The organism is Capilliphycus salinus ALCB114379, assembly GCF_047276495.1.
In the GTDB taxonomy this organism is placed as follows: Bacteria; Cyanobacteriota; Cyanobacteriia; order Cyanobacteriales; family Microcoleaceae; genus Capilliphycus; species Capilliphycus salinus.
Genome location: NZ_CP178543.1, coordinates 6,969,360 through 6,995,316, shown reverse-complemented (window position 1 = coordinate 6,995,316; position 25,957 = coordinate 6,969,360). Strand labels below are relative to the sequence as shown.

General features: G+C 41.5%; 25 protein-coding genes. 12 read left to right on the top strand and 13 right to left on the bottom strand.

From position 1 onward, the window contains the following. Window positions 1-4: 4 nt before the first annotated feature. On the top strand, window positions 5-592 hold the full coding sequence (locus tag ACL6C3_RS28400; protein ID WP_413163229.1) for a Uma2 family endonuclease: 588 nt from the start codon (window positions 5-7) through the stop codon (window positions 590-592). Between the two features lie 561 nt (window positions 593-1,153). Here ACL6C3_RS28400 and ACL6C3_RS28395 read toward each other — a convergent pair. Next, window positions 1,154-2,053, bottom strand: coding sequence for a hypothetical protein (locus ACL6C3_RS28395; protein ID WP_413163226.1), 900 nt, complete (start codon window positions 2,051-2,053; stop codon window positions 1,154-1,156). 230 nt (window positions 2,054-2,283) lie between these two features. On the opposite strand from ACL6C3_RS28395, the gene ACL6C3_RS28390 reads away from it, so the two are divergent. Continuing rightward, the gene (locus ACL6C3_RS28390) at window positions 2,284-2,928 is read left to right on the top strand and encodes a PD-(D/E)XK nuclease family protein (RefSeq protein ID WP_413163225.1); all 645 of its coding nucleotides are present in this window, start codon (window positions 2,284-2,286) and stop codon (window positions 2,926-2,928) included. 261 nt (window positions 2,929-3,189) lie between these two features. After that, the gene (locus ACL6C3_RS28385) at window positions 3,190-4,086 is read left to right on the top strand and encodes an NAD(P)-dependent oxidoreductase (protein WP_413163222.1); all 897 of its coding nucleotides are present in this window, start codon (window positions 3,190-3,192) and stop codon (window positions 4,084-4,086) included. 107 nt (window positions 4,087-4,193) lie between these two features. On the opposite strand, the gene ACL6C3_RS28380 is transcribed toward ACL6C3_RS28385, so the two are convergent. Together ACL6C3_RS28380 and ACL6C3_RS28375 are read right to left on the bottom strand one after the other, a co-directional pair. Next, entirely contained in the window at window positions 4,194-4,940 is a 747-nt protein-coding gene (locus ACL6C3_RS28380; RefSeq protein WP_413163219.1) for a DUF3386 family protein, read from the bottom strand. A 61-nt stretch (window positions 4,941-5,001) separates the two neighbouring features. Further along, window positions 5,002-7,125 carry a S8 family serine peptidase gene (locus tag ACL6C3_RS28375; protein ID WP_413163217.1) on the bottom strand — a complete coding sequence of 708 codons (2,124 nt, stop codon included), beginning with the start codon at window positions 7,123-7,125 and terminating at the stop codon, window positions 5,002-5,004. Window positions 7,126-7,350: 225 nt separating this feature from the next. Between ACL6C3_RS28375 and ACL6C3_RS28370 the strand changes: the two genes are divergently transcribed. The 3 genes from ACL6C3_RS28370 to grxD all read left to right on the top strand — a co-directional run bounded on the left by ACL6C3_RS28370 (window position 7,351) and on the right by grxD (window position 8,744). Continuing rightward, entirely contained in the window at window positions 7,351-8,022 is a 672-nt protein-coding gene (locus ACL6C3_RS28370; protein ID WP_413168429.1) for a hypothetical protein, read from the top strand. A 42-nt stretch (window positions 8,023-8,064) separates the two neighbouring features. Continuing rightward, window positions 8,065-8,325: a BolA family protein gene (locus ACL6C3_RS28365; RefSeq protein WP_413163216.1), complete on the top strand. Its 261-nt coding sequence runs from the start codon at window positions 8,065-8,067 to the stop codon at window positions 8,323-8,325. Window positions 8,326-8,420: 95 nt separating this feature from the next. After that, window positions 8,421-8,744, top strand: coding sequence for a Grx4 family monothiol glutaredoxin (gene grxD / locus ACL6C3_RS28360; RefSeq protein ID WP_413163213.1), 324 nt, complete (start codon window positions 8,421-8,423; stop codon window positions 8,742-8,744). A 129-nt stretch (window positions 8,745-8,873) separates the two neighbouring features. Here grxD and ACL6C3_RS28355 read toward each other — a convergent pair whose 3' ends face one another. Next, entirely contained in the window at window positions 8,874-9,128 is a 255-nt protein-coding gene (locus ACL6C3_RS28355) for a DUF6761 family protein (RefSeq protein WP_413163210.1), read from the bottom strand. Window positions 9,129-9,364: 236 nt separating this feature from the next. Here ACL6C3_RS28355 and ACL6C3_RS28350 point away from each other — a divergent pair, with 236 nt between their 5' ends. Both ACL6C3_RS28350 and ACL6C3_RS28345 read left to right on the top strand, forming a co-directional pair. Beyond that, window positions 9,365-9,508, top strand: coding sequence for a hypothetical protein (locus ACL6C3_RS28350; RefSeq protein ID WP_413163208.1), 144 nt, complete (start codon window positions 9,365-9,367; stop codon window positions 9,506-9,508). Window positions 9,509-9,782: 274 nt separating this feature from the next. Next, window positions 9,783-10,532 (top strand): response regulator transcription factor, encoded by a 750-nt coding sequence (locus ACL6C3_RS28345; protein WP_413163205.1) that lies wholly within the window; start codon window positions 9,783-9,785, stop codon window positions 10,530-10,532. Between the two features lie 224 nt (window positions 10,533-10,756). On the opposite strand, the gene ACL6C3_RS28340 is transcribed toward ACL6C3_RS28345, so the two are convergent. The 3 genes from ACL6C3_RS28340 to ACL6C3_RS28330 all read right to left on the bottom strand — a co-directional run bounded on the left by ACL6C3_RS28340 (window position 10,757) and on the right by ACL6C3_RS28330 (window position 13,477). Next, a complete protein-coding gene (locus ACL6C3_RS28340) occupies window positions 10,757-11,587 on the bottom strand; it encodes an ABC transporter ATP-binding protein (protein ID WP_413163204.1) in 831 nt (276 codons plus the stop codon). Further along, a complete protein-coding gene (locus ACL6C3_RS28335) occupies window positions 11,584-12,258 on the bottom strand; it encodes an ester cyclase (protein WP_413163202.1) in 675 nt (224 codons plus the stop codon). The genes ACL6C3_RS28340 and ACL6C3_RS28335 overlap by 4 nt, the downstream gene beginning before the upstream one ends. Window positions 12,259-12,742: 484 nt before the next feature. Then, window positions 12,743-13,477, bottom strand: a complete 735-nt coding sequence (locus tag ACL6C3_RS28330; protein WP_413163201.1) for a hypothetical protein — start codon at window positions 13,475-13,477, stop codon at window positions 12,743-12,745. Window positions 13,478-13,712: 235 nt separating this feature from the next. Here ACL6C3_RS28330 and ACL6C3_RS28325 point away from each other — a divergent pair, with 235 nt between their 5' ends. Together ACL6C3_RS28325 and ACL6C3_RS28320 are read left to right on the top strand one after the other, a co-directional pair. Then, window positions 13,713-14,120 carry a type II toxin-antitoxin system VapC family toxin gene (locus ACL6C3_RS28325; RefSeq protein WP_413163199.1) on the top strand — a complete coding sequence of 136 codons (408 nt, stop codon included), beginning with the start codon at window positions 13,713-13,715 and terminating at the stop codon, window positions 14,118-14,120. 84 nt (window positions 14,121-14,204) lie between these two features. Continuing rightward, a complete protein-coding gene (locus ACL6C3_RS28320) occupies window positions 14,205-14,393 on the top strand; it encodes a hypothetical protein (RefSeq protein ID WP_413163197.1) in 189 nt (62 codons plus the stop codon). A 198-nt stretch (window positions 14,394-14,591) separates the two neighbouring features. Here the strand turns inward: ACL6C3_RS28320 and ACL6C3_RS28315 are convergent, their stop codons facing one another. Together ACL6C3_RS28315 and ACL6C3_RS28310 are read right to left on the bottom strand one after the other, a co-directional pair. Continuing rightward, window positions 14,592-15,179, bottom strand: coding sequence for a hypothetical protein (locus ACL6C3_RS28315; RefSeq protein WP_413163196.1), 588 nt, complete (start codon window positions 15,177-15,179; stop codon window positions 14,592-14,594). A 228-nt stretch (window positions 15,180-15,407) separates the two neighbouring features. After that, window positions 15,408-15,800 (bottom strand): DUF1830 domain-containing protein, encoded by a 393-nt coding sequence (locus tag ACL6C3_RS28310; RefSeq protein WP_413163193.1) that lies wholly within the window; start codon window positions 15,798-15,800, stop codon window positions 15,408-15,410. A gap of 379 nt (window positions 15,801-16,179) precedes the next feature. Here ACL6C3_RS28310 and ACL6C3_RS28305 point away from each other — a divergent pair, with 379 nt between their 5' ends. Continuing rightward, on the top strand, window positions 16,180-17,760 hold the full coding sequence (locus ACL6C3_RS28305; protein WP_413163191.1) for a photosystem II high light acclimation radical SAM protein: 1,581 nt from the start codon (window positions 16,180-16,182) through the stop codon (window positions 17,758-17,760). Between the two features lie 84 nt (window positions 17,761-17,844). Here the strand turns inward: ACL6C3_RS28305 and ACL6C3_RS28300 are convergent, their stop codons facing one another. Then, window positions 17,845-18,549: a hypothetical protein gene (locus ACL6C3_RS28300; protein WP_413163189.1), complete on the bottom strand. Its 705-nt coding sequence runs from the start codon at window positions 18,547-18,549 to the stop codon at window positions 17,845-17,847. A gap of 174 nt (window positions 18,550-18,723) precedes the next feature. Between ACL6C3_RS28300 and ACL6C3_RS28295 the strand changes: the two genes are divergently transcribed. Then, window positions 18,724-21,228: an NACHT domain-containing protein gene (locus ACL6C3_RS28295; RefSeq protein WP_413163187.1), complete on the top strand. Its 2,505-nt coding sequence runs from the start codon at window positions 18,724-18,726 to the stop codon at window positions 21,226-21,228. 234 nt (window positions 21,229-21,462) lie between these two features. Here the strand turns inward: ACL6C3_RS28295 and ACL6C3_RS28290 are convergent, their stop codons facing one another. The 3 genes from ACL6C3_RS28290 to ACL6C3_RS28280 form a co-directional block, all read right to left on the bottom strand. Further along, window positions 21,463-21,723: a hypothetical protein gene (locus ACL6C3_RS28290; RefSeq protein WP_413163184.1), complete on the bottom strand. Its 261-nt coding sequence runs from the start codon at window positions 21,721-21,723 to the stop codon at window positions 21,463-21,465. Window positions 21,724-22,143: 420 nt separating this feature from the next. Then, window positions 22,144-24,252 (bottom strand): cation:proton antiporter, encoded by a 2,109-nt coding sequence (locus ACL6C3_RS28285; RefSeq protein ID WP_413163181.1) that lies wholly within the window; start codon window positions 24,250-24,252, stop codon window positions 22,144-22,146. 243 nt (window positions 24,253-24,495) lie between these two features. Further along, window positions 24,496-25,875, bottom strand: coding sequence for a cation:proton antiporter (locus tag ACL6C3_RS28280; protein WP_413163179.1), 1,380 nt, complete (start codon window positions 25,873-25,875; stop codon window positions 24,496-24,498). Between the last annotated feature and the right edge of the window lie 82 nt (window positions 25,876-25,957).

The following is a 25,957-nucleotide window of genomic DNA, read 5'->3' as shown; positions in this document are numbered from 1 at the left end:
AATTATGGTTAATGTCACGGTTAATTTCAACTCAATTATTCGGTTTACAGACGAACAGTTTTATCAACTCTGCCGGGACAACCCCGATGTCAAGTTTGAACGCAACGCCAAAGGAGAAATCACAATTCTGTCACCGACTGGAGGCACAACAGGAAATTATAACTGTGAAATTGCTGCCGATTTTGCCATTTGGAACCGCCAAACTAAACTCGGAGTTTGTTTTGATTCTTCCACCTGTTTTAAGTTGTCCAATAGCGCCCAGCGATCGCCCGATGTCGCTTGGATCAAACAAGAACGTTGGGATGCACTTACCCCCGAACAAAAAGAAAAATTTCCACCCATTGCGCCCGACTTTGTATTAGAGTTGATGTCTCCCAGCGATCGCTTAGAAGATTTCCGAGAAAAAATGCAAGAATACATTGAGAATGGTGTGCGGCTTGGATGGTTAATTAACCGTCAAGATCGCCAAGTCGAAATTTATCGCCCCGAAAAAGCCGTCGAAGTCTTAAACGCCCCAGAAACGTTATCCGGTGAAGACATTTTGCCAGGATTTGTATTAAACCTCAAAGCAATTTTATCCTCAAGTTCGTAGTTGCGCTTTAGCGCACTTTTTTCGGGCTGAAGCCCAACTACAAACTTTTTTAATAACTCCGTTGTTGCGCTTTAGCGCACTTTTTTCGGGCTGAAGCCCAACTACAAACTTTTTTAATAACTCCGTTGTTGCGCTTTAGCGCACTTTTTTCGGGCTGAAGCCCAACTACAAACTTTTTTAATAACTCCGTTGTTGTGCTTTAGCGCACTTTTTTCGGGCTGAAGCCCAACTACAAACTTTTTTAATAACTCCGTTGTTGTGCTTTAGCGCACTTTTTTCGGGCTGAAGCCCAACTACAAACTTTTTTAATAACTCCGTTGTTGCGCTTTAGCGCACTTTTTTCGGGCTGAAGCCCAACTACAAACTTTTTTAATAACTCCGTTGTTGCGCTTTAGCGCACTTTTTTCGGGCTGAAGCCCAACTACAAACTTTTTTAATAACTCCGTTGTTGTGCTTTAGCGTATTTTTTTCGGGCTGAAGCCCAACTACAAACTATTTTAATAACTCCGTTGTTGTGCTTTAGCGTATTTTTTTCGGGCTGAAGCCCAACTACAAACTTTTTTATATCACCTCAAACGATTGATAAAATGATCGCCAGTTCTTATTTTTTTCCAACTGTTCCCACAATTCTACCAAGCGTTGAGGAGAACATTCGGCAGTTTCTTCACCTTCTCGAACGTTAAACCATTCTAACTCCAAAGGCTGTTCGATTACAATAGCCAAAAATTCTTCTGTTCCGACAGTTGCAAATTGAAACTTCATGTCCACTTCTTCGGCGATAGATCCTTGAGTTGGCATCAACCAGGGAATTTGTTCAATTTTGCTATTCGGTGAAAACTCCCCAGACGGACAAACTAAATGAAAATCTGTTAAACTCCGGTTAAACAGTAATAAATGATGGTTACAGCAATCACCATCAATATTAATTACCAAGTTTAATGATTGATTGTTCGGGATAATTTTAGGTTCGGGGTTAGGTTTTTTGGGTAAAATAGATCCCCGTTCGCTGGATACCAAGCTATCATCAACAAAACGAATCCAATCTTGATTTTTGTCCGATTTTTTTCTCAACGTTTCCCAGAGATAGCGGGGAAATTGCTTATCCCACAGCCAGCTATAAACCCGCTTCCAAATATCTTTCTCTCCTCGTTTGGCATTCAGAATACTCTCAATGTCTAATTCATCGGCTTTCATTTCTTGTTCGTATTGGTTAACAAGTGCTTCAATTACCTTTTTCTGAAGCCTCTGAATAGCACTCGGAGAACAGCCCAACTTTTGATTCATTAAACTAACAATATCGTTATTATTCTTATTTTGGTTATCTAGTTGTTCATTCTCGGGGTCAAAGCGCAGCTTAAAAAAGCATTGTTCTTCCGTATCTTTTCCGTTAACTGATTGTTCAAAGATAGAATCCGCAATTTCACTGATAAACTGCTGTTGGATTGATTGCTGTTCGCCCATGTTGCTCACTAAAACTCATTCAATTATTTTTTATCATAACCCCAACTTTAGGAAATGTGAGTGAGTTAAACAAGTTTGTCATTTGCTGTCATTTGATTGTATTTAACGTTATTTCGTGTAATTTGCGGTCATTTATCTTGATTTACCCCTGAAAAAATGTCACCTGAATTCATTTACAACCCGGAATTTAATCAATAGGATAGAGTTCAGTTGTTTCAATACAAGAAAACATGACTTCTCCAAAGTTTTATCAAAAATCAAACCTCCCCAAACCCAGAAAACAGCCCTACGCTTGGGTAACTTGGTTGGCTCAATTGTTGGCGGGAGAAAAGAACTGTACCTATGCCATTCAACAACAAATTCATCATCAGTTTGAACGAAATTCAAGCGATTACGATGCCACCGAACACGATGAAAAAGTGATCAAACGGGCGGCAAAATTGCAAGCCGAAGGGTTTACCGTTTATGTAGAAAATGCCAACTCGTTTAAAGTTCAGGGTAAAAATTTTAATATTTGTGTGGCGGGTAGACCCGATATTATTGCCGTTAAAAATGATTGGGTTATCGTCGAAGATATCAAAACAGGTAAACCAAAATTATCTCACGAAATGCAGGTAAAATTGTATATGTTGCTTTTGCCTTTAGCACTAGAAACTCAACAAACTTGTCAATACCAAGTTCCTCACGGACGGATTATTTATAATAATGAAATTGTCGAGATTCCCGCTTGGAAAATTGACCGCAACTTGAAGCGACGTTTGCGGGATGTGATCGCTATTCTTTGTACATCAAAAACATTCCAACCCTGTCCGACTTTAGAAGAATGCCGTTATTGTCGGATTTCCGATCAAAACTGTTCCCAACGAATTCATTAATTGAGTAAAAATCAGCCTGTAAAAACTGGTCACTGTTGACTGTAAAGACGCGGAAACATTCAAGTCATTCTCAGCGAACGCGAAGAATCTTTGATAGACCCTTCCTTTCACTCAGGGTGACACAAAAAAAGTTCGGAGTTGGGAGTCGCGGAAAAACTGAAAACTGAAAACTCTAATAACTGGTGACTGGTGACTGGTCACTGTTCACTGAAATGTTACCCTACCTATGAGAGTAAACTAACGGGAAAAGGAATAGAATCGATGATGAAAACTGCATTTCTTGGTTTAGGGGTAATGGGCGGTTATATGGCGGCGAACCTCGCCAAGAGTGGTTATGATGTTAAAGCTTGGAACCGCACCCCAAACCGTCCAGGAACCCAAATAGCCGCCTCTGGAGGTGCTAATATCGTCTCATCCATTAACGAAGCCATCGAGTCAGCAGATATCATTTGTATTTGCGTGGGGGATGTTCCCGATGTTGAAGAAGTGGTTTTGGGGAAAAATGGTGTGGTGCGATCGGCCAAACCGGGAGCAATTATTGTAGACTTTAGTACAATCGGGCCGGAAGCGGTGCGTCGAATTGCTTCTCAAGCGCAGTCTCGCCAACTTTCTTTTCTCGATGCGCCCATTTCTGGCGGAGATATTGGCGCGAAAAATGGTACATTAACGATTATGGTGGGCGGCGATCGCGAAGCGTTTGAAACCTGCAAACCCATTTTAGAAATGATGGGAAAACAAATTTTTTATTGTGGTCCTAGCGGGAGCGGTCAAGCTGTTAAACTGTGCAATCAGGTGCTATGCTCTTTGCATATGGTGGGGTTGTGCGAAGCGATGTTGTTGGCGAAACGTCAGGGAATAGACCCCCAGTTAGTGATTGAGGTGTGCAGTACCGGGGCTGCGGGTTCTTGGGCGTTAACAAACTTGGGGGAAAAAGTCGCCAATTCTGATTTTGCACCGGGATTTATGATCAAACATATTCTCAAGGATTTGCGATTGGTTCACGAGGTTTTACCGTCTGAAAATCCTTTACCGGGTGTACAATTGGCGGATGAACTGTTTAAAATTGTCAGTCATCTCGATACCGAGGGAGCTTCTCAAGGGACTCAAGCAATGATTCGAGCTTATTTGGAATCGGCAGTTGAAAACAACCCACAGTAATCGATTTTTATTCGGGAATTAAGGGGTGAGCGAAGCAAAGTTAATTGTTCGCTTTGCCCCAAATTTTCTAGTTGAATTGAGTAGATTTAAACTCGGAGTTTTTTCAATTACAACGGCTGAATATCGTTGAATCGAATGAAAATATCTGGGGTGAGTTTATCTTCGGGATTTTCATCTTCAGCGTAGCGAATGGTACGATTGGTTAATAGGTAATAATTGCCGATTTTTTCGTGAAAATCTCGCACGTCTTGGCGTTCTAAAAGATCTCCCGTATTGGCATTATAAAAAAAGGTTTGAAAGTGACTGACCAAATAACCTTCGGGGGTGTTTGTTGTGCCTAAAGTATCAACTTTAACTGCAATTTGCCCAAAAACCCGATTAACTTGAGTAATTTGGTTGTCTTTAACTTGATAATAAGATTCGGGGCGATCGCCTGCAATTTCTTCAATATTAATCACGCCGGTTTCTTCTTGTCCGTCCAGTGCAAATTGATGTTTTCCATGCAATTGATCGAAGGGAACAGATCGACGGTGAATGGCTTCCATTTGCAACTGACTTTGAATCATTTCCGCGACTTCTGCATCTTCGAGATTGCTCACCGAAACGGTTAAATCCGGTTCAACTCGAATCAGCCCTTGATCCAAATTTCCGCGATAATTTACCGAAACTTCTGCCGTATAACCGGGAAAATTATCATCCCAAGTATAACGGTTTTCATAGGCTTGACGAAAGAGATCCTGTGCAGAAAGATTCAACGAAGGTGCCGCGATCGCCCCTTGTCCCCAACTCCAACTCAAAACCGCCAGGAGTAGACCCCAAATCCAAAACTGTTGATGATTTTGTTTGTTTATCATACAAAAAAATTCACGCAATTGTTATATTGTGACAAATTTGGATTTGAGGTCAACAAAACCGCTAAAGCCCTAAGTCCAGCTTCCACTGTTTCAATTTTCCGGTATTTCCCGGAGCAAAATCAATCACCCAAAGTTGCCAACTCCCCTGAGGTGAAAGATTAAGACACTCCCTTAAATAAGGGGTTGTAGCCAGCGAATAGGTTTTCTGAAGCTGAGTTTGACAACCTAGCATCCGATTTTGTAATAACACTTTCTCGCCGTTCGGTGCAATTAACCAGACTTCAATATCGCTCAAAAAGCTGTGTTCGATCTCTACGCTAACCTGAATATCTTGCGGGGGTGCGGTTTCAGAAATCACGATCGCACTTTTAATTCCTTCGGGCTTGTCATCAGGAATTTCTATCGTTTGACTGTTGGTTTCAACTAAGCGACGGGTGGGTTTTTGGAAAGTCACCCGTTGACTGTAAGCCATTTTTACGGCTTTATAAGCATTAACTTTACCGTAGCCGAACCATTGGGAGTAACCGTTGCGATCGTAGGTTCCCATACGAACTCCCAACTGAGGATCGGGGTCCGGATCGACAATTTTATCGGCCGTTTGCTCTAAAATTCGCCGGACCTCTCGGGCGGTGAGATCGGGGTTGGCGGATAAAATTAAACCCGCAACTCCCGCTACAACCGGTGTGGCGCTGGAAGTTCCGCCAAAATAGGGGGTAAAATCGGATTGGTCGTAACCGGCCGCACCCATGCGATCGGTCGTAAACACGCCCAACCCCTGCAAAGCGCTGCGAATGGTCGGGGGAGTGCCAATATAGCCGGTTTCGGGGAGCCACATTCCCGGAGGGGCGTTATTACTGGGCGCACAGAGACTAATTCCGGTTCCCCAGTTGCTATAGGCCGATTTTTGATTGAGACTGTTACAGGCAGAAACGGCGATCACATCGGGATGAACCGCAAACCCGGCCAACCATTTCACCTGACCTTGAATCACATTATTCGGCCAACCTTGTTCGTTGAGAATGCCGTTAATGGGACGGTTGGCGTTTCCGGCGGCAAAAATAATCACACAGCCTTTGCCCTTGCGTCCCTGTTTGGCAGCCTTGGTGATGGCGGCGCTTTGTCGCAGCGACAGGGGGAAATAAACCGCACTCGCCCCCCAACTACAGGAAATCACCGAGGCGCCTTTTTGGATCGCCCAATTGAAAATTTGTTCGACGGATTCATCATCGAGGTAGCCGGTTGTCCGAATTGCCATTAAAGCACAGCCGGGGGCAACCCCGACAATTCCCCGACCATTTTCTTCGGCGAGGGCCACTCCCGCACAGGCGGTCCCGTGATTGTCGGAGGCGGCTTCTGGCATGGGAAGCTGATCGCGGCCTTTTAAATCCAGGGGGGCGACGATTTTACCCATGCCTTGAAAGTCGGGATGGTTGAGGTCTACGGAGTCATCGGCAATGGCGATTGTCACCGATCGCACGCCTCGGGTGATATCCCAAGCTTGTTCGATGCCGATGTGAGAGTTTACACCGAGTTGGGACGATCCGCCATTGTGGTTGAGATACCACTGTTTGGTGTAGAGGTGATCGCTTGGGCGGTAGTAGGATTGAGAGCGAACGATGATATTGGGTTCGGCGACTAAAACTTCCGGATTTCGCTTGAGATAGTTAGAGATCTTGATTGGATTTTCACTGGCTTTGGATGTGACTTGATAGACGAAGGCGTTGTCTACTCCGTCTATGGGTTTGAGGTATTCTAAGCCGACTTCCGAGGCGATTTGGTTGCGCTTCGCCTCCTCTACAGACTCATCAAATTGTATCGTGACTTGATCGCTGAGGTAAAAGACCATCCCCGGATCGTTTTCGACTCGGTAAACATGACTGGCAAAAGCGACTCGATCGGACTGTCGGGCCAATTCCATCGCCCGATCGAGTTGATCGGGAGCGACCTGGATTTCTTCTAACTCGGGAGGGGCGCTCCCGGTGTAAACCATCGGAATTGGCGATCGCGATAAATCGTCTAAAGCTTGTCCGTCTCTTGACAGTTGGACGGTGAAGCGATTGGGCAGTTTTTCAACGTTTAGTTCTTCGCCGCCCCGCTGTAAAATGGTACCGATCTTTTCTTCTGAAACCCCTATCCCCCGGTATTCTCGGGTGTTAAGGCTTGATGAGTTCTCGGGTGATGTCATAATGAAGTAACCTTTTTTTTATCTAAATTCTCTTTCACGACCTAGACTGATTAAATCTGGATGGTTGGTTGTTGGCTCGGGAGAAATTCCCCGGCCCCTAAAAACTATAACCCGTGCGGGTTGAGCGTAGACAACTTCAAACAATCTTTAAATAGGAAGCTAAAATCGATGATAGAATTCTTGAAACTTATTCACTTGCCGTTGCGCGATCGCGCTTTGTCAGCCATGCAATCTTCCGCAACTGTCTACCCTCTCCGCGTTCTAGTCCGCCGGCCTGTTTGGGCTTTGGCTGTCGTCGGGATCTGGTTGATGCCAACGAGTGTTCTGGCTCAGGAGTCGATGCCAGAAACTCTCAGTGAGAATTCGGCGATGGATGAATCGGTCGAATTTTCCGATCCGCTTTCGGGTGAAGAAGGGGTTCAGCCTGTTGATCCTTCTCAGATGCGTCCTCTGGCTTTAGAAGATAGTTTTCTCAGTATACAGGGCGGTAAGCGTTTACTGGAAGAAGCTAGTCTTGCGGTTGCCCAGGAAAATTACACCGAAGCCGCAAGCAAGCTGCAAGAAGCTCGCCAGGTTTTTAATCAGTTATCTAATTTTTATCAGCAGTTGGCGACGAGTTTTTCGGGTATTGATAACCGAGTCGCGGATCAACATCGCAATAATGCCCGTCAGACGGCTCAAATGCGGGATGATGCTACTTATCAACTCGCTTTGGTGCATCGCGCCCAAAATCAACCGGAACTGGCTGTTCCCCTGTTAATTCAAATTATTCGTTCTCAAGCGCCAACTCGGGATTTGGGTAAGAAGGCTTATCAGCAGTTGTTAGAGTTGGGATTTGTGGATTCTCCTCTGCCCGGAAGTGAAGCAACTGAACAATCTCGATCTTCTGCTGAGTAATTTCGATAAAATAAAGCATAGGGTCGTTTATTGAGAGAGTTTATGGTCGCTTTACAGCAGGTCGAGGCAATGATTAAGTCAAAGTTGCCAGATGCTAAGGTTCAGGTTCAGGATTTGACCGGAGGTGGCGATCACCTTCAGGCTGTTGTGGTTTCTTCTGAGTTTGAGGGAAAAACCCTGGTTAAACAGCATCAGATGGTTTATAGTGCGGTGAAAGAGGCGATGGATAGTGAAGCGATCCATGCTCTGGCTTTGAAAACTTACACTCCCTCGGAGTGGGAAAAAGCCAATCAAGTCGCTTAATTTAAGGTTAGGTTAATCCGAGAAAGAAGCCCTAACCCCGACCGTTTTATTTTCTTTCTCAAAAATAATTGCTCTCAGCTAATTCAGGAAAAACTATGACTCCAGAAGTGCAAGCTAGAATTGACAACATGGTGAACAACAACAAAATTTTCGTGTTTATGAAAGGCACGAAGTTGATGCCCATGTGTGGGTTTTCTAACAATGTTGTCCAGATTTTTAATAGCTTAGGTGTTCCCTTTGAAACCTTTGATGTCTTAGAAGATCCTGAAATTCGTCAAGGCATTAAAGAATACTCAAGCTGGCCAACGATTCCCCAAGTTTACATTAAGGGTGAATTTATTGGCGGATCGGATGTGATGATCGAACTCTACCAAAATAATGAACTGCAACAGATGGTTGAGGTCGCTCTAGCTTCCTAAACCCAACGGCTATAAAGTTGCCCGAAGGTACTTTTACCGCCTAGTTTTGCCGACTCCCACCCTTCAAGAGTCGGCTCTTTATTTTGAGTCTAAGTTAAACTCAAACCCGCTCAGACTCTTTTAGCCTACCTAATAGTAGTCTACTTCGGGCTGAGGCATTGGCATGGCCATCTCGAAGTTCGAGGGATCGTTGAGATATCGAAAGGTTTCTTCTTCTAACCGATGGACTAAATAGGGTTCGATGGCGTTGGAATGTCTGAGAGCGGCTAAATAACCATCAATATACATTCTCAAATCATCATAGCGATAACCCCGGTTCCACATTTCGACGAGAGAATCGGTGAGTTTTTGATAGTGGCGGATAGTAGGTGCGTCTTGTAGCATAGTTATCAACCTTGTATATAGAGTTTGGGCAGGGAATCAACGGTCGGAATGGACAATTTTACAGGAGATTTTCCGCGTATTGGGCCAATTTCCTCCATCCAAGCCGTTTAGATTTTAGATTTTAGCTCAATCTTCCCAGTGTCGGGGGGATTACCTACAGATGTGCAGTTCTTTAATTGATTGATCTCCTCGACACCAAATTATCAACCTTGAGCCTCAATCTCGATAGGATAGCTGTGCCATCACCTATAGGATTAAAGTTTAGTTTTTACTTCAGCGATCGCGAAAGTCTGCAAAACATTCCCAAAATAACAGCTAATGTTGAATGGGATGAACAATTTGACTATTCACTCGGAGATGTATTTACTCCGGTTGATTGAGTCTTCCTATTTCGATCATAACGTGCCTGTCAAGAGTCCGATTGTGTTTCAACATACAAGCTACTCTGGGAATAGGTAAGAGGTAAGAGGGAATAGGGAATAGGGAATAGGGAATAGGGAATAGGGAACACCGGAACACCGGAACAGTCACCTGTTACCTGTTACCTGTGACTGAAAAGGGGGAGAACTTGATTGAGGGTAGCATCGGTTACAAAATCAATCCGATTGGCTCTGTTAACCTGTAATCCTATAATAATCAGGATAACTAACACTCGTGGGATCTGCTTGCATTTCTATCATTGAAGGAAATCCTCATTTACGATCGCTTTTGGGTTGGCATTTGCAGCAAGTTGGCTACTCGGTTTGGCAGTCAGCCGATTTTCATAATGCTAGAGAGGTCTTCTATACTCATCAACCCAATTTGGTCATTCTCGATGCTGAATTACCAGGGGGAAATAGTTTAGAATTTTGTCGCTGGCTCCGACAGCAACAATCCCTCATTTTAATGCTGTCTTCTCGTAAAACTGAAGCTGATATTGTTCGAGGTTTAAAAGCGGGGGCGGATGATTATCTAACAAAACCTTTTGGAATGCAAGAGTTTTTAGCCCGCACGGAAGCGTTGATGCGACGTAACCGCACGGTTGCTCCTCCTGCAAGTTTAGACTATGGTATTCTTAAAATAGATTTGGTTCAACGTCGGATTCGGTTGCGGGGACAATTAATAGAATTAACTCCTCAAGAATACAGTTTACTTTATGTTTTGGCTCAAGCCGATGGCGAACCTCTGAGTCGTTCTGAACTGCTCCGACGGGCTTGGCCAGACTCGATTGATAATCCCCGCACGATTGATACTCACGTTCTCTCTTTGCGGAAAAAAGTAGAAACCGATCCTCGCCAACCTATTTTGATTCAAACCGTGCGAAATGTCGGTTATCGACTCAATTTGGAAATGCTAAAGCCTGATTCTTGGAATCCCCGGATGAACGGTACACATCCTCCCATACCCGTCAGAGCGAGCAGTTAAAACAGTCACCAGTCACCCTCCGGGTTCGCAGTCGCTCCTTGATGGAAGCCACCAAGACCGCGCTGCTCACCAGTCACCCTCCGGGTTCGCAGTCGCTCCTTGATGGAAGCCACCAAGACCGCGCTGCTCACCAGTCACCAGTTTTTTCAGTTGTCAGTAAACACTTTCTCCTGAACACAGCAACTCCTGAACTTCTGACTTCTGACTTCTGACTTCTGAACTCCTTATTCCCAGTCTTGGGCTTCCTGTTTTTGGGCGTCAATAAATTGCTGTTTTAATGCTTGCCAGTCTACCTGTCGAGTTGGGGTATTTTGAACTATTTTTCCTGGCGATAAATACCAGAGTTGATTTGCCCAGTCTTGAATTAAATCAAGGTGATGAGTGGCGAAAATTAGGGTGATTTTATCCTCGGCAAGTGTTTGTAAAATATTGAGTATCTTTGTCTGATTTCCAACATCTAAGCCTGTTATTGCCTCATCGAGAAGTAAAATTTTCGGTTGGATAACTAACGCTCTGGCGATCGCAATTTTTTGCAGTTGTCCGCTTGAGAGTTGTACTTCTGTCCGGTTTAACCATTCGTTGGGAATCTCTAAGCGTTCCGTCCACTGCGTTAACCGTTGATTAATTTCATCCTTTGATAAACCCCGCAACTTCAGAGGATAACCGATCGCATCTTTGACCGTCATTCCCAACAGTTTCGGTGTTGAAAAAACGAGAGTAATTTGTTTTCTCAGTTCGACCACCGGTATTTTATTATAATTTTCACCCTCAAAAAAAATCTCCCCAGTTGACGGACTATCTAAACGGTTTAATAGCCTCAGAAGCGAAGTTTTTCCCGCCCCCGAAATTCCCACTAAAGCAATGCGATCGCCTGGTTCTACCTCAACAGAAATATCCTGCAAAATGGGCTGAAAACCGATTTTTGATTGCAGGGAGACGTGATTTAAGCGGAGTTGGGGATTTACGGGAGCGTTAGAACTCAAATTGATTGCAATGGATTCGTTGACTTTTCCATTTTCAATTATCGCAAATTGGGGAGATTTTGTCGAGTTCAATCGGAAGATTTTTGAGCGTGGAACGGACAACCGCTTGTTAGTTTTTCGAGAAAGGCGCTGTTATCAAAAAAATGTTCTAAGGAGATGATTTTTAAATCTTCCGTCACCCGAGCAATACTCATCCCGACAATTTCTAGCATTTCTCCGGTGGGTGCGTGGTCTTTGAACGGGCCGTTAAACGTTCCCCAATGGCGCCACTTAAACGTAACATTCGGAGGCCCCGCTAAGACTTTGATCACCTCCCAAAGAAAACCTTTCGGGAAGGCTTTATGAAACACTTGAAAAGAAGATTCAAAGCTTTCTCCCGAAGAACTGTAGTGTTCGGTTTCCCCCATAAATAAATTATAAGTTCCGGCTTTGGCGACATCTTCGGCGGTGTATTCCGGGCCGCCATTGGCTTTCATTCTAAACTTATCCTGAACGATAGATAACCACTGTTGCGGGTTAACTTTATTAGTTGCTTCTAACTCAAAAGTTCGGACTAAATTTTCCGCAATGGCTTCTAAAGAACCCTGTGGGTGATTGTATTGACTTTCTTTGTAAAGAGATTGATTGGTATAGGAATAGTCGGGACGTTCTCCGCCCCGCCATTCAACTCCGCTATCGTTAGCGATGACAGTTTCTCGATCCTGAACCCACAGGGGAAGATCGGAAGATTGGTTAGGACTCATAAATATAGTTAGATTCTTTTTGGTCAAAATGTCTTTCTTATTTTGCTCAATACTCTCCAAAAGTTTTCGTTAAAATTATCACAATTTTAGGTTAAAATAAGATTTTACTCAAACATAATTTTCGCTGTAAAGGCGAAACCTTTTCGCACAATACAGAACAGTTATTATATCAGGCTGATATCAGTGTAAATCGGGTTAACACATAAAACCCAACAACACTTAATAATCTGTATATCGTTGTTTTAAACTTTACTAGGGCTGTCTTCAGTTCATCTACAGCCTTTTGAACGCATGAAGTGGGGAAAATTTTACACTCGGATATCCATGCTGTCGTTGTCACGAAGAATGTAAAACCTAGTTATCGGTCTACCGACCTAGACTTAACTTTCTGAGTTACAACCCTTACGGATAGCGGAGTGTAAAATTTACATTTTTACTATAGACGATCAAGCCAAAGGTTGTCAATATCTATTTTTAGATGTACTCAAGACTCTATTGTTTCTAAGGCTGCAATCAAAATTTCTGCTAAATTCTCCGTTAACACCTTGAAAATTGGCTTCAGCTTCCAATCTTGGACTTTACGAGGAACCAGAAATCCATGAGTTGTACAATTTCTAAAAGCTCTAGCGAGAAGCACTGCATCTTCCCAGGTCTGAACGGGATGAGACTCAACTATCCAATTTTCAATCACCTTTATATCGTTGTTTCTCAAACCCAAAAATTTTCCGATAGATTTTTCTTCTTGAGTTAACCACTTTTCCAAACTTTTACTACTATCAGAAGCGGGGGGATTTAATGGGGGATAATTGGGAAGATGAGATTGACATTTCTTAATTAGCGATTTAAAGTCATCTTTGTTGGGTTGACCTTCTAATTTATTAATTAACCCTTTGGTTGTAATCTCAAATCCACTGTAAGCGATTACCAATCGCCATTGAATTCCTCTTGCCTTACCTGTTAAATTTCTCTCCGAACCAATGCCTGGATGTTCCCAATCAATTGCGGCTTGGGTAAGATTTACACCCCGACTGAGAACTTTATAGATCCGATCAATATGTTCAGACGTTTTTTCGTGATCGGGGTTTAAGTTCGACAACTTTTCTTGAATTTTATGACATTTATCATCATCATTCCACCAAGAGTCATTCGGTAGAAATATCTGATCGACATTTTCCCAAACCCTTTTCAGCTTCTCCTGAATTGATGGCATTTCTGACATAATCTTCTCTTGAAAAAGTGTTAGATTTTTTTTGTCAGTTACAGAACTCCCTCAATTATACACTTTGAGCGATCGGCGAACTGTAGCGATCGCATTTCCTTGTCAGCCGGGTTGACGCCAGGAAACCCAAGAGATTTTTCTAATTTTTACACAATAATTAAACAATGGCGCTCGCTGAGGACATACACTCATATAGTAAGCTGGTTAGAATGAGAACATCTAGATTTCATCTAACATGAGTGAAACTATCTATATCGAAACCAGTATTTTAGGTTACTTGACTGCCCGATCAACCGACAACTTAATTCTTGCTGCAAACATCAAAGTTACGCAGGACTGGTGGGATAATTGTAGAACTTCATTTGTGCTGTATGCTTCTGAAATTGTATTGGATGAAGCTGCCAAAGGTGATACAGAGATCGCGGATCGAAGACTAAGTTTGTTACAGCCGTTAATGCTTCTTGATCTGACAGAGGAGGCTATAGAACTGGCTAAAGAATTTTTGAAGCAAAGTAACCTACCATCGAAAGCCTCTAACGATGCCTTGCATATGGCACTGGCAACAGTTTATGGTTTAGACTACCTGCTAACATGGAATTGTAAGCATATGGCAAACGCCCTCATCCAGAAAAAGCTATCATAAATTAGTTCTGGCTTGGGTTACGAGTTACCAGTTATCTGTACGCCATATCAGTTGATCGGATATGAATTTAAAGGAGAATAAGCAATGTGGAAAGACGAAATTCTAGAAGAAATTTACAGCTACAGAGAAGAATATGCTCGCTCCTTTGATTACGATTTAGATGCAATATTTAGGGATTTGCGAAATAAGCAGAATGCTCATAAGCAAAGAGTTGTAACACTTCCAATTAAACGAAAGTCTAACAAATCATTGGAGCAAATAGGGCAGCAATAGTGAGTTATGAGTCTAGATATAGATTGGCTACTGTTCAATTGTACTGTTAGTCAAAAGTGTAACGATCGCATTTTTTTGTCGGTGAGGTTGTCACTAGGAAACCCAATAGATTTTTCTAATTTTTACACAATGATTAAACGAATGGCGATCGCACAACTCAAAAAGCGCGATCGCCAAAACTCAAATCACTGTTAACTGTTAAGGAAGACCAACAGAAAAGGCAGTTGTAACAGTCCAAATATCCACCAAAAACAGCAGCAACGTAAACCCAAATAGGATAAAATACATCCAGGGTTGAGCTAAAGGGCGAACGTCGGTGGTATCAATTCCCGTTTTTTGCTGAACAATTCTGACCAGTTGAGCAAAACCAGCAATTCGCATCGGGAGTAAATAGCCTTTTCCCGACTGAGAGAGAAAATAATAAACCAGTCCGCCTTGTCCGGTGGTGCGGGGTTTGAGCGCTTTAACTTCATTCCAGGGTAAAGACCAACCTTTGCGAAAAATGGGCTTCACCCAACCGGGATATGTTACCTGAATTTGTTGGTCATCAACAAGAACTCGTTCGGTTAAAGCCGCATAAACGGCGATCGCGCCCAAACCAATTCCGATCCATAATAAATTAGGAGAGACTGGCGCATCTACGGCTTGGGATAAGAACGGTAAAGGCAACATTAAAGCCGCATACAATCCTAACAGTGTGATGCGAATAATCGGAGAAATCCGAAAAATGGCATTCAGAGATGGGGATGAATGGCTATCTGATGAAACAGCAGCGTTAGATTCCATGTGTCATTAGATTTAATCCTTCGTTCTACACGATAATCGATTTTTTGTTGCTTCACTCCCCCAATCTCCTAGTTGCATAATTTATGACACTCCGCACTTCTAAAGGAAAAATATAAGTTAGTCCGTTGGAAGTGCAAGGAGTGTCAAAGATGATTTCAAGGTTATTGTCTTAAAAGTGGAACCTTTCAGCTAGATAGGAGATTTTAAAAAAAGATTTTCGTTCCGAGTTTAATCAACAGCACTTAAAGCGGGTGTTGTTAAAGATTCGGGAACAGCTTGACGCGGTTTTTGAGACATCACCCGTTGATGATAAGCTTGCGCGGCTTGAGAGGGATGAGTATCTTCTGTGGGAATGGTCGGAGCATTTTGATCGATCTGAAGACGAGTGCAAGGAATCTTATCGGAAAGGATAGCGCTCGCCATGTTACCGGTATGAATTTCTAACAACGCCTCCGATAAAGCCTCAAATAACAAACGCTGTCCCGGAAACACCACTCGCTCAAAGTACCAATTGGCAATGTTGCTAATGCGAGCGATTTGGATCTGGCTGGTTGCGTTCACGTAGCAGCAGAGAATCCGGTTAGAGACGTTTGATGGTAGGGGATCAAGAATTTGAGCCATAACTGCTAAAAAGCTTTGGGGTACAAGTTTAGGATATATTGCCAACCTAACATTACCTGATCCCGAATAGTTGTAAACGCGACTACCAATCCGTTTTCGTACTCATTCGTAGATCGCCGTTTTCTGCTAAAATTCAAGGGTTTGACCCTTGAATGGGGGAAATTACCCAATCCTTTCCCCAATGCTTTAAAATCAAGACAGATACGAGTAAATCCCTTCTCCACATCGCTGTGACTCGTGTTTAGAAATTTTTAAAGTTTTTCAGAAACATGGCTCCGAAAATGAAAAAACTACAGTATATTGTTAAGTTATATAAATAAACCCGAATAAAAGCTTGTCATTAGACTGTCTCTGAAGTACAGACCCCTTCTCATTCATCATGGAAAATAAAATCCTTTACGTCCGCCTTCCTTGTAATCCCATTTTCCCCATTGGCGTGGTTTATCTGGCCGATCATGTTCACAAACTGTTTCCCGAGGTTGAACAGCGAATTTTTGATTTGGGTGCCGTTCCTCCTTTGGACTACAGTTCGGCTTTGGATGCTTGTGTAGACGAGTTTAAACCCACATTATTGGTCTATTCTTGGCGAGATATTCAAATTTATGCACCCGTTGGCGGACGGGGCGGAAATCCCCTGCAAAACGCCTTTGAATTCTATTACGCTAAAAATCCTGTAATTAAGCTTAGAGGCGCCTTGGGCGGGCTGAGACTGGCCGCTTCTTACTATACTGAACTCTGGCGCAACCTCGGATTAATTAAACGGGGACTCAAACGCGCCCGTCAGTACAACCCCCAAGCTTATTCTGTGGTTGGTGGGGGAGCGGTTAGCGTTTTTTACGAACAGTTGGGGCGGAGTCTTCCCAAAGGGACTGTTGTTTCGGTGGGAGAGGGCGAAACGTTGCTTGAAAAGCTGCTGCGGGGTCAAGATTTTAGCGATGAACGCTGTTATGTGGTTGGACAAACAACGCCTCGCGATCGCATGATACACGAAAAGCCGACTCCGCTAGAAAAAACGGCCTGCAATTACAATTACATTGAAAGGATTTGGCCCGAGTTTGAATATTATTTCCAAGACCAAGATTTTTACATTGGAGTGCAAACCAAGCGGGGCTGTCCTCACAATTGCTGCTATTGTGTTTATACGGTGATTGAAGGGAAACAAGTCCGAATTAATCCCGCAGATGAAGTTGTCGCGGAAATGAAGCAACTTTATAATCGCGGAATTCGCAATTTTTGGTTTACGGATGCTCAATTTATCCCGGCTCGTCGGTTTATTAATGATGCGGTAGAACTGTTACAAAAAGTTCTCGATGCGGGGATGGATGATATTCACTGGGCGGCTTATATTCGGGCGGATAATTTAACTCCTGAGTTGTGCGATTTGATGGTCAAAACCGGGATGAATTATTTTGAAATAGGCATTACGAGCGGTTCTCAAGAATTGGTTCGGAAAATGCGAATGGGATATAATTTGCGGGTGGTTTTGGAAAATTGCCGCGATTTAAAAGCCGCAGGGTTTAACGATTTGGTTTCGGTGAATTATTCGTTTAATGTGATTGATGAAACTTTTGAAACCATTCGTCAAACGTTAGCCTATCACCGGGAACTTGAAAAGATTTTCGGGGCGGATAAAGTCGAACCTGCGATTTTCTTTATCGGGTTGCAACCCCACACCCATTTAGAAGAATATGCCTTTGAAAAGGATATGCTAAAACCGGATTATAATCCCATGAGTTTGATGCCTTGGACGGCGAGAAAATTGTTATGGAATCCCGAACCGTTGGGGTCGTTTTTTGGAGAAGTTTGTCTGGAAGCTTGGCAAAGAAACCCCTATGATTTTGGTCGGGAAGTGATGAATATTCTCGAAGAAAGGTTGGGTTGTGCGCCGTTAGAAGAAGCGTTGAGTGCGCCTATTGAACCGGAAAAAACGAACAAAAAACAGCTTGTAGCTACTCAGTAATTTAAGCAAATTTAGAAAAGCAAAAAAACCCGGATTTTCTTAGTAAACCGGGTTTTTTCAGTAAATCTATATTGTGTCCTTTATCTAGCCTGCGGTATAATTGGGAGCATTGTCAAACCAATCTCTCAAAGTTTGAAGATCGCACGGGCTTGTAGTAATGAGTCCTAGTTCTTCATACAAATCCTTTTCACTTTTGGGCTTAGAGCAGAGAATGTTATAGCTGCCGACAACCGCAAATTGTTCATTCATAAACACTTTAGCATGAGTACCAATCAGTTTAAGTTGAAATTCATCCGGGTAAACGCACTTCAATTTCCTCAACTCGGGCATGGCGCTGTACTGCCAAGGAAGCCCAGTAAATGTCCAACTACTATTTTGGGGTTTAATTAAAGTCCCAATATCTCCTTGAAATCCCCAACCAATACTAATTGGAATTCTTCGCTGGAGACAGTTATTCATGCCTTCAATAATCGGCTCATCAAAGCCATTTTTAGAAGTCCAAGGGCTAATAATCCATACCTTCTCTTGTGCTTCCTCAAGTATTTTGAGCAGTTTGATTCGATGTTCAAAGCGACCAATAACGAGCTTGGAATCATGGGGTTGATTACTTAATAGGAGGCGTTGATAGACTGAAGCAACTGCATGGTCTACATGGTTATAAAGTGCTGCAACCGACATCATAGTTTGTTCTGTACGCTGTCGAATGTCGTTTAGCTGTTGCATAACAGGGATTATGTTAGCTTGCAGTTCTGTCCGAATTTCATTAAATGAAAAGTGATCTATGGACATTTTATTACCTCCGTTTTCAGGTTGATTTCATTACATATTCACAATAACCCACATGAAAGGTTAATTGAGATTGGAAAAGTTGGAAGTTTTACTAGCTAAAATAAAAATTAAAAGTTGGAAAAGTTGGATTTGTAAGTTAATCTGAGTTCTAAATAGATACTAAAAGTGACTCTAATGGAAATAAAGGATGTAATTTGTTTTGTTGAGAAATTGCTTAATAGAGAATTAAAAGACATAGAAAAAAATATACTAGAAATTACATGGAATCAGCAAAAGTTAAGTGAAATAAACAATTATTCAAAAAAGAGTGTAAATAAACCAGCTTCTCAGCTATGGAAAGATATTACTGATGTTTTAGGTGAAAAAGTTAAGAAAATAAACGTTAAAGAAATTCTAGAAAACAGATGGAATAGAGAAAGAGAAAAAGTAGAAGCTCCATTAGGTTTTCAAGAGGAGCAAACAGAGAACCAACACTCTAAATCAGTTAACAATCTAACTAATAATGAAGAAAATGATTATGATAAATTGTTAAGAGAACAATATCAACAATGTGAAAAGGTGTCTGCTCTACGTCGCTTTAAAGCAGATGTTTTTAAAATAGTGCCAATTGATGATTTTTTCGTTGATATTTATTTTCAAGATCGGGAAAATTCTAAAGATCGGGAAATTGAGGAAGTAAAATTAATCAAATGGCAAGAGATAGTTTTACAAGAGTCAAAACTCCTCATACGAGGTGAACCAGGTTCAGGAAAAAGTATGTTACTCAAATTTATAGTAACTCATATCAATCAACTTGACCCTAACCAATCCCTGATACCAATTTTGATTGAACTCAAAGAGTTTTACAATCTCAAGAACAAACTTAAAAATCAAGATCAAAGCTTTACACTGGAATATTTTATTAGTTATAAATATTTTAATATAAATGAAGATAACTCTGTTGTTCAAACGATTAAACAGGGTAAAGCTTTAATCCTATTAGATCAGTTAGATGAGTTAAGTAGACAAGAATTATATCATTTTTTTAATGTAGTCTTAGATTTTGATATTTTAAGAAATAGGGTAATTTTATCTTGTAGAAGCGGATACGGTTTACCAAGCAAGAAATTATATGATAAAGAATTTAAAATTGTACATTTAAGCCCTTTCAATAATGATTATAAGCAAGGATTTCAAATTCAAAACTATGCTTACAATTGGTTAACTAAGATTGATAACCGTCCTGAAGAAGTTGCCAGACATTATGTAGAAGATCTGCTCCGTTACATAGAATATCCAGAAAATGAACGTATTCAAGAAATAGTTGGAATACCACTCTTACTCAATCTCATATTAATTATTTTTGTAGAAAAAGGTGAACTTCCATCTAAAAAAAGTGACTTATATCGAAAAGCAATAGACTGTTTAGTAGGGTCAGATAAAGACAGTTGGAATTACTTATCTGATCGTGACAATCTTGAGGGCGATATAAATTTTGAAATTTTGCTAAGAGAAATAGCTGCTACAGCTTTTAAACAAGGAAATTCTAGTTTTTCCGTAGAAGATAGAAATATTCACCAGTTAATTAAGCGTTGTGTACCATCTTTCTCTAACATTAGAGATCTCGATCAGTGTAGAGCCAAGTTAAAAAAATTGTTGAATGATATAGAAGTTGATTCTAGATTATTAATCGGTCAAGGGGAAAAATATAGTTTCTATCATTCTACATTTCAAGAGTATTTTACAGCAAGACACTTTTTAAACAAGATAGATGAGTCTGATTATAGCAATAGAGCTTTTGAAAACCTCACTCAATATCTTAGTGATTCTAGATGGCGTGAGGTATTTTTGCTACTGTCTGAAATGCTACAACCTGTAGATAATTTGATTATAGCAATGAAAAACAGAATTGATGAAATGCCGGAAATATCAGAAGATAGTTATATTCAGTCTTTTCTAGGTCAATTGAATGAAAAATCTAAAATTTCTTCTACACCTTTTGTGTGCGCTCGATCTAGAGCATTTTACTTGGCGAGTTTTTTAGATCTAGATTTAAGCAGAGATGATGCTAAGTGGTATATACATCAGCTTGATATAGGATATGAAATCGATCCTCACAATGGAACTTTGAGATATATTAATGATTTGTATAGTTTAGGTAGCCTCTGGTTTCAGTCTGAATATGGATTTAATGGATCAATTTTTGAGGTATTTAATTATATTCAATCTTCTTTCCGTAATCCTCAATGGACGCTTAGTATTTCTCAGAAGATGAATTTTGATATTTTCCAGCATCTACAAGAATCTTTAAAGTTATTAAAGCAAGAGATTAAGCCAACGGAAAATGAAAGTCTTAAAGAATGGTGGCAGCGTGAAGGAGATCAATTGCATAAACAGCTTAAAGAAATTTTGGATAGATATCGAGTAATGTGTCAAAGTCACATAGGAAACTATAAGTTTAGTGTCCAGCAAAGAGAAGCACTGAAGTTATATTATGATGCCAATCAATTACTGCTGGATTGTCTTCAACGCGGATATCCAGATGTTTCACTTGATCCTGAAGAAAGTAAGATTTATCCAGAAGATGCTAATAAAATAAAATGGAAAGAACTTAAAAATGGGATAGAATCAACGCTATTACTTCCTAAAGTAGAACTTGAAAAATTACAGGTAACAAATGATAGTATGTCTGGTAACTAAGTCTGATTCTACACTTAGAATCTGGAAAACTGAAGGTAAAATATGAGAAGCCATAGATAGGAGTTATTATCCTGTTGCGATCGCTATATAATCATCAAACAACTTGAAGTGTTCGGGGTTCAGGAATTAATACCTAGAGTATCATTCATATGAGTATTTAAGGCACTAATTACTTGAGAGTTGCCATTAAGAATATAGCTACAGTGGTTGGTATCGAGTAGATAAGGCATGGGGCTAAAACTGCGTTTCTGAGCGAGTTTTATGAACGATATTTAGGCAGTCTTCCAGATCATCTCCCTGCCAAGTTCCAGCATATTTTAGTAAATCTTTGGCGGTTTTTCCTCTTTTAATGGGGGGAAGTTTACGCAAAGAAGATGAATCAGTGGGTTCTGTCGATTCGATGGAGTCAAGAAAGTCACTCACCAGGGCAAGTCTTTCGGGTGAGAGTTGATTGAGTTGGCTTTCGATTTTTTGTCGTAATTGAACTGTATTCATCGTTATTTATCTTACTCCTAGATGATTTAAGTTAATTCTACTCTCAAAACTGATCATAAACTAGATTAGCTATGATTAGGATGAACTCTAATTTAATCATACCATGAGTATCAATCTCACCTCTGACCAAGAACAATTTATTCAAAGCAAGCTGAAATCAGGGAAATATCAAACTCCTGAAGAAGTCGTTTCAATTGTAGGGTGCATCAGACTGCAAGCACTTGGGTTTAATTTTTAAGTTGATTATCTGATGCACCCTACTTTTAGTTTGATGGTGCATCAGACTGCAAGCACTTGGGTTTAATTTTTAAGTTGATTATCTGATGCACCCTACTTGTAGTTTGATGATGCATCAGACTGCAAGCGCTTGGGTTTAATTTTTAAGTTGATTATCTGATGCACCCTCCTCCTAATATGTTTTTAAGTGTGGGGTTCTCCAAACAAAACAATAGAACAGGTTAGCTGTTTGATCACTTCAGAGGTTACATTACTTACCCCCAAACCTCCCGCAGTCCGACGCCGCATTGAACGCAAAACGACCAGATCAAAAGATTGGGCGGCTCTGACAATGACTTTGGAAACATCATCATAAGCAACGGTTTTAATTCTTGCCTGAACTTGGGGGCCACCTTGAGTTAGAACATCCGCCATTTCCGCCTCAAATTTAGCGATTTGTTCTGAAGAAGTTCCGCGATCGCAAACGTGTAAAAGGGCTATTTTCGCCTGATTTGTATCCGCAAAGAGTTGAGCAAAACGAACGGTTCTAATGGCTTGGGGCGTAATATTTTTAACGGGAACTAAAATCCGACGAATATTAATCGGTTCATCCAACAGTTTAACCATCGCCACCGGACAATGAGAAGCCCAAAATACATTATCAACCAAACTGCCAAATAATCGCGCTCTTAAACTGGTTGTAGAATCGCTCCAACCCATAACAATTAAATTGGCATTTTGTTCGCGAGCCGTCCGACTAATTCCTTCGGCAATATCATCATCTATTCTAACTTTTGGTTTGGCTTCGACTTTAAATTCTTTGGCAACTTCGACCGCTCTTTCTAACAGCCTATCGCTTTGTTCTAGGGCGATACCCAACTGCGGTTCGTCCATGTGAACGTGAGCTTGAGTAATGGATACAGGCACGATCATTCCCGACTCGTGACGCGCCAATAACGCTCCCATTTCGATGAGATAACGTTGTGAGAGGGGATTATAAATTGGAACCAAAACGGTAAAGCGATTTTTCAGTTTGCATACGGTAAATTTACTGGCTGACTGTTGTATTTCCGACGTTTCAAGCGGTTCTATTCCTAACGTCCATTCTTCGCTTTGAGGTTCTAAATCGGCTTTGGGTATGGTTAAATCTCGCGCCACACGAGCGGTTAAAACTGAGCCAAGAATTGAAGTAACTAACATCAAAACAATCACGCTGTTAAAGACTTCTTGACTCAAAAGACCTGCATCAACTCCGACTAAAGCTGCTGCTAAAGTCGCCGCCACTTGGGGAAGGGAAAGCGACCACATGGTTAGGGTTTCATTCCACTTGTATTTGTAGAGAAGTTTGGCGGTAAAAGCGGCTAAAAATTTGCTCCCAAGTAATCCCCCAACAATTGCTAAAGTTAATCCCAATTCAGTCGTTAAACTGCTCACAAAGGCGGGAATATCAATCAACAATCCCATTTGAATAAAGAAAAAAGGAATAAATAAGGTACTCCCAACAAATTCTACTTTTTCTTCTACGGGACTGTGACCCAAAACATCGTTAACGGCGAGTCCGGTTAGAAACGCCCCCACAATTTTGTCAATATTGATAACTTGGGCGCCGACAGAAGCGAGAAAAACCGCCAATAATACAAACAAAAACTGATTGCCTTCTTCGTCTCCGGTGCGGCGAAAATACTCTTTTCCCGCCCAATCTAATCCCACTAAAACGATAGCAGAATAGAGCGCTAAAGCGCCGAGTTGAATAATTAAAGTTGCGGGTGAAAATTCTCCGCCATAAATAGAAATACAAATGGCTAAAACCAAAAGGGCGGCGATATCGGTGAAAATTGTTGCGCCGATGGTTACGGTTACGGCTTCGTTTTTAACAACACCCAAACGGTTAACGATGGGATATCCGAGGAGGGTATGAGAGGCGAGAAGGGAACCGATTAAAATCGCAGCGTTTAACCCGAAACCAAAGACTAAGCCTACAGCAGTTCCCGTTATTAACGGTATGGCAAAAGTTGCAAAACCAAAGCCCAAAGAACGATCTTTTGTGCGTCTAAATTCGGCGAGATCGATTTCCAAACCCGCCACAAACATCAGATAAATTTTACCGATGTCTGCAAACAGTTTCATGGTTTCGGAATCGGCTTCAAGCAGTTGTAAACCGTTGCTTCCTAATATGACTCCGGCAACTAATAATCCGACTAATCCCGGTAGTTTTAACTTTTCAAATATTGGAGGAATGGTTAAACTAACGAGAATTAGAATTGTAAAAGTTACAATTGGGCTATTGGGAAGGCTTTGGATAATATTTTCCATGCTAACTGTAAAATTGGAAGGAACAAAGATCTTGGGACGGGTTTATACAAAATCTATTTTGATCTTTTTTGCTCTTTGTTATCAATCATTATGGTAATTACTATATAAAGGAAAAAATTCAGTAATCACCAGAACAGTTTGAGATCAAATGAACTGTTCTGCGATCGCTGAATTAAAGTTAACACAAATAAGCGAATCTAGATGATGGATTGATTTCCTCTGAGGTTGAGGGAGGAAAGCAGTTTAGGCATTTCCTTTGTACTCGACATCCGTTTCGGGGGTTTCTGGAGACTGTTTAAAAGCAAAACGGAGGAAAGGAGGCGCGAGGAATGTGGTGAGAATCACCATGATAATGATAGCGGCTTCGAGGGGTTTGCTGAGTACGCCGCTGGCCGAACCAATTCCCGCAAACACCAAACCAACTTCGCCCCGGGGAATCATTCCGACGCCAATGGCCAAGCGGTTAATTTGAGGCTGACCGATAACCGCCCAACCTGTAATCACTTTACCGATAATGGCAACCACAATTAAGAAAGTGGCGATAATTAGTCCTTCGCGGTTGGCGGGGACTGCGGGATTTAATACGCCCAAGTCCGCTTTCGCCCCGACGGTAACGAAGAAAATGGGAACTAAAATGTCAGCAATGGGAACAACTTGTTTATCAAGTTCTTTGCGTTTGTCAGTTTCATCAAGAACTAAACCGGCTGCAAACGCCCCTAAAATTGCTTCTAAATGAATTGCATTGGCTAAAAATGCCATCAAGAAAGCAAAGGTAAAAGCGGGAATGACCAACTGTCCTCGAGTTTGTAAAAGATCGGCGATCGCGACAAAAGAGGTGTTGAAGAATTTCCCGAGTAAGATAGAACCGAGAAGAAATGCTGTGGCGCTAATAATTAGATAAACAACATTGATGATGTCTACTTCGCCGGTTTTGGCTAAACTGGCAACAACGGCTAAAACAATGATACCGAGAACGTCATCAATAACGGCCGCCCCGACAATAATTTGACCTTCTTTTGATTTGAGGCGTCCGATTTCTGAGAGAACTTTTGAGGTAATTCCGATGCTGGTCGCTGTTAATGCAGCCCCGGCAAAAATAGCAGGAATTGCGGGAACTGCGAAGAAATACATCAGCCCTAAAGTACCGGCTGCAAAGGGAGCAACCACACCGACAACCGCGACAACTGCGGCTTGATAACCGACTTTTTGTAATTCTCTAAGCTCCGATTCCAAACCGATTTCAAACAGGAGAATAATTACCCCTAATTCTGCCAAAACAGAAACCACTTCACTTTGGCTGGCAAAAATAGAAGTAACTGACTCTGGACTCAAATCGCTAATGGATTGTAAAAAAGTCATCAATAAAGAGTCAGAAGCGGTTGCACCACTTTCAGGAAAAACTAACAGGTGCAAAGCGGAAGTTCCAACAACAACCCCGCCAATTAATTCGCCTAAAACTGGGGGTAAATCGAGACGTTTTGATAATTCTCCGCCGAGTTTACTGGCAATATAAACCACAACTAAACTGAGGAGAACGGCAGTTAAGACAACCGGACCATTTTCGGCTTCCGTAGCCGCTGCAAAAATAGGAGAAGACAGGGGAATATTCAAGAGGTATAACATGGGTTTTCAAGACAGTGGCAATCTAATTTAATTGAATCACAAATTGGTTTTCAGTGCAAAGCGAATTGATCTTTATTTAGAA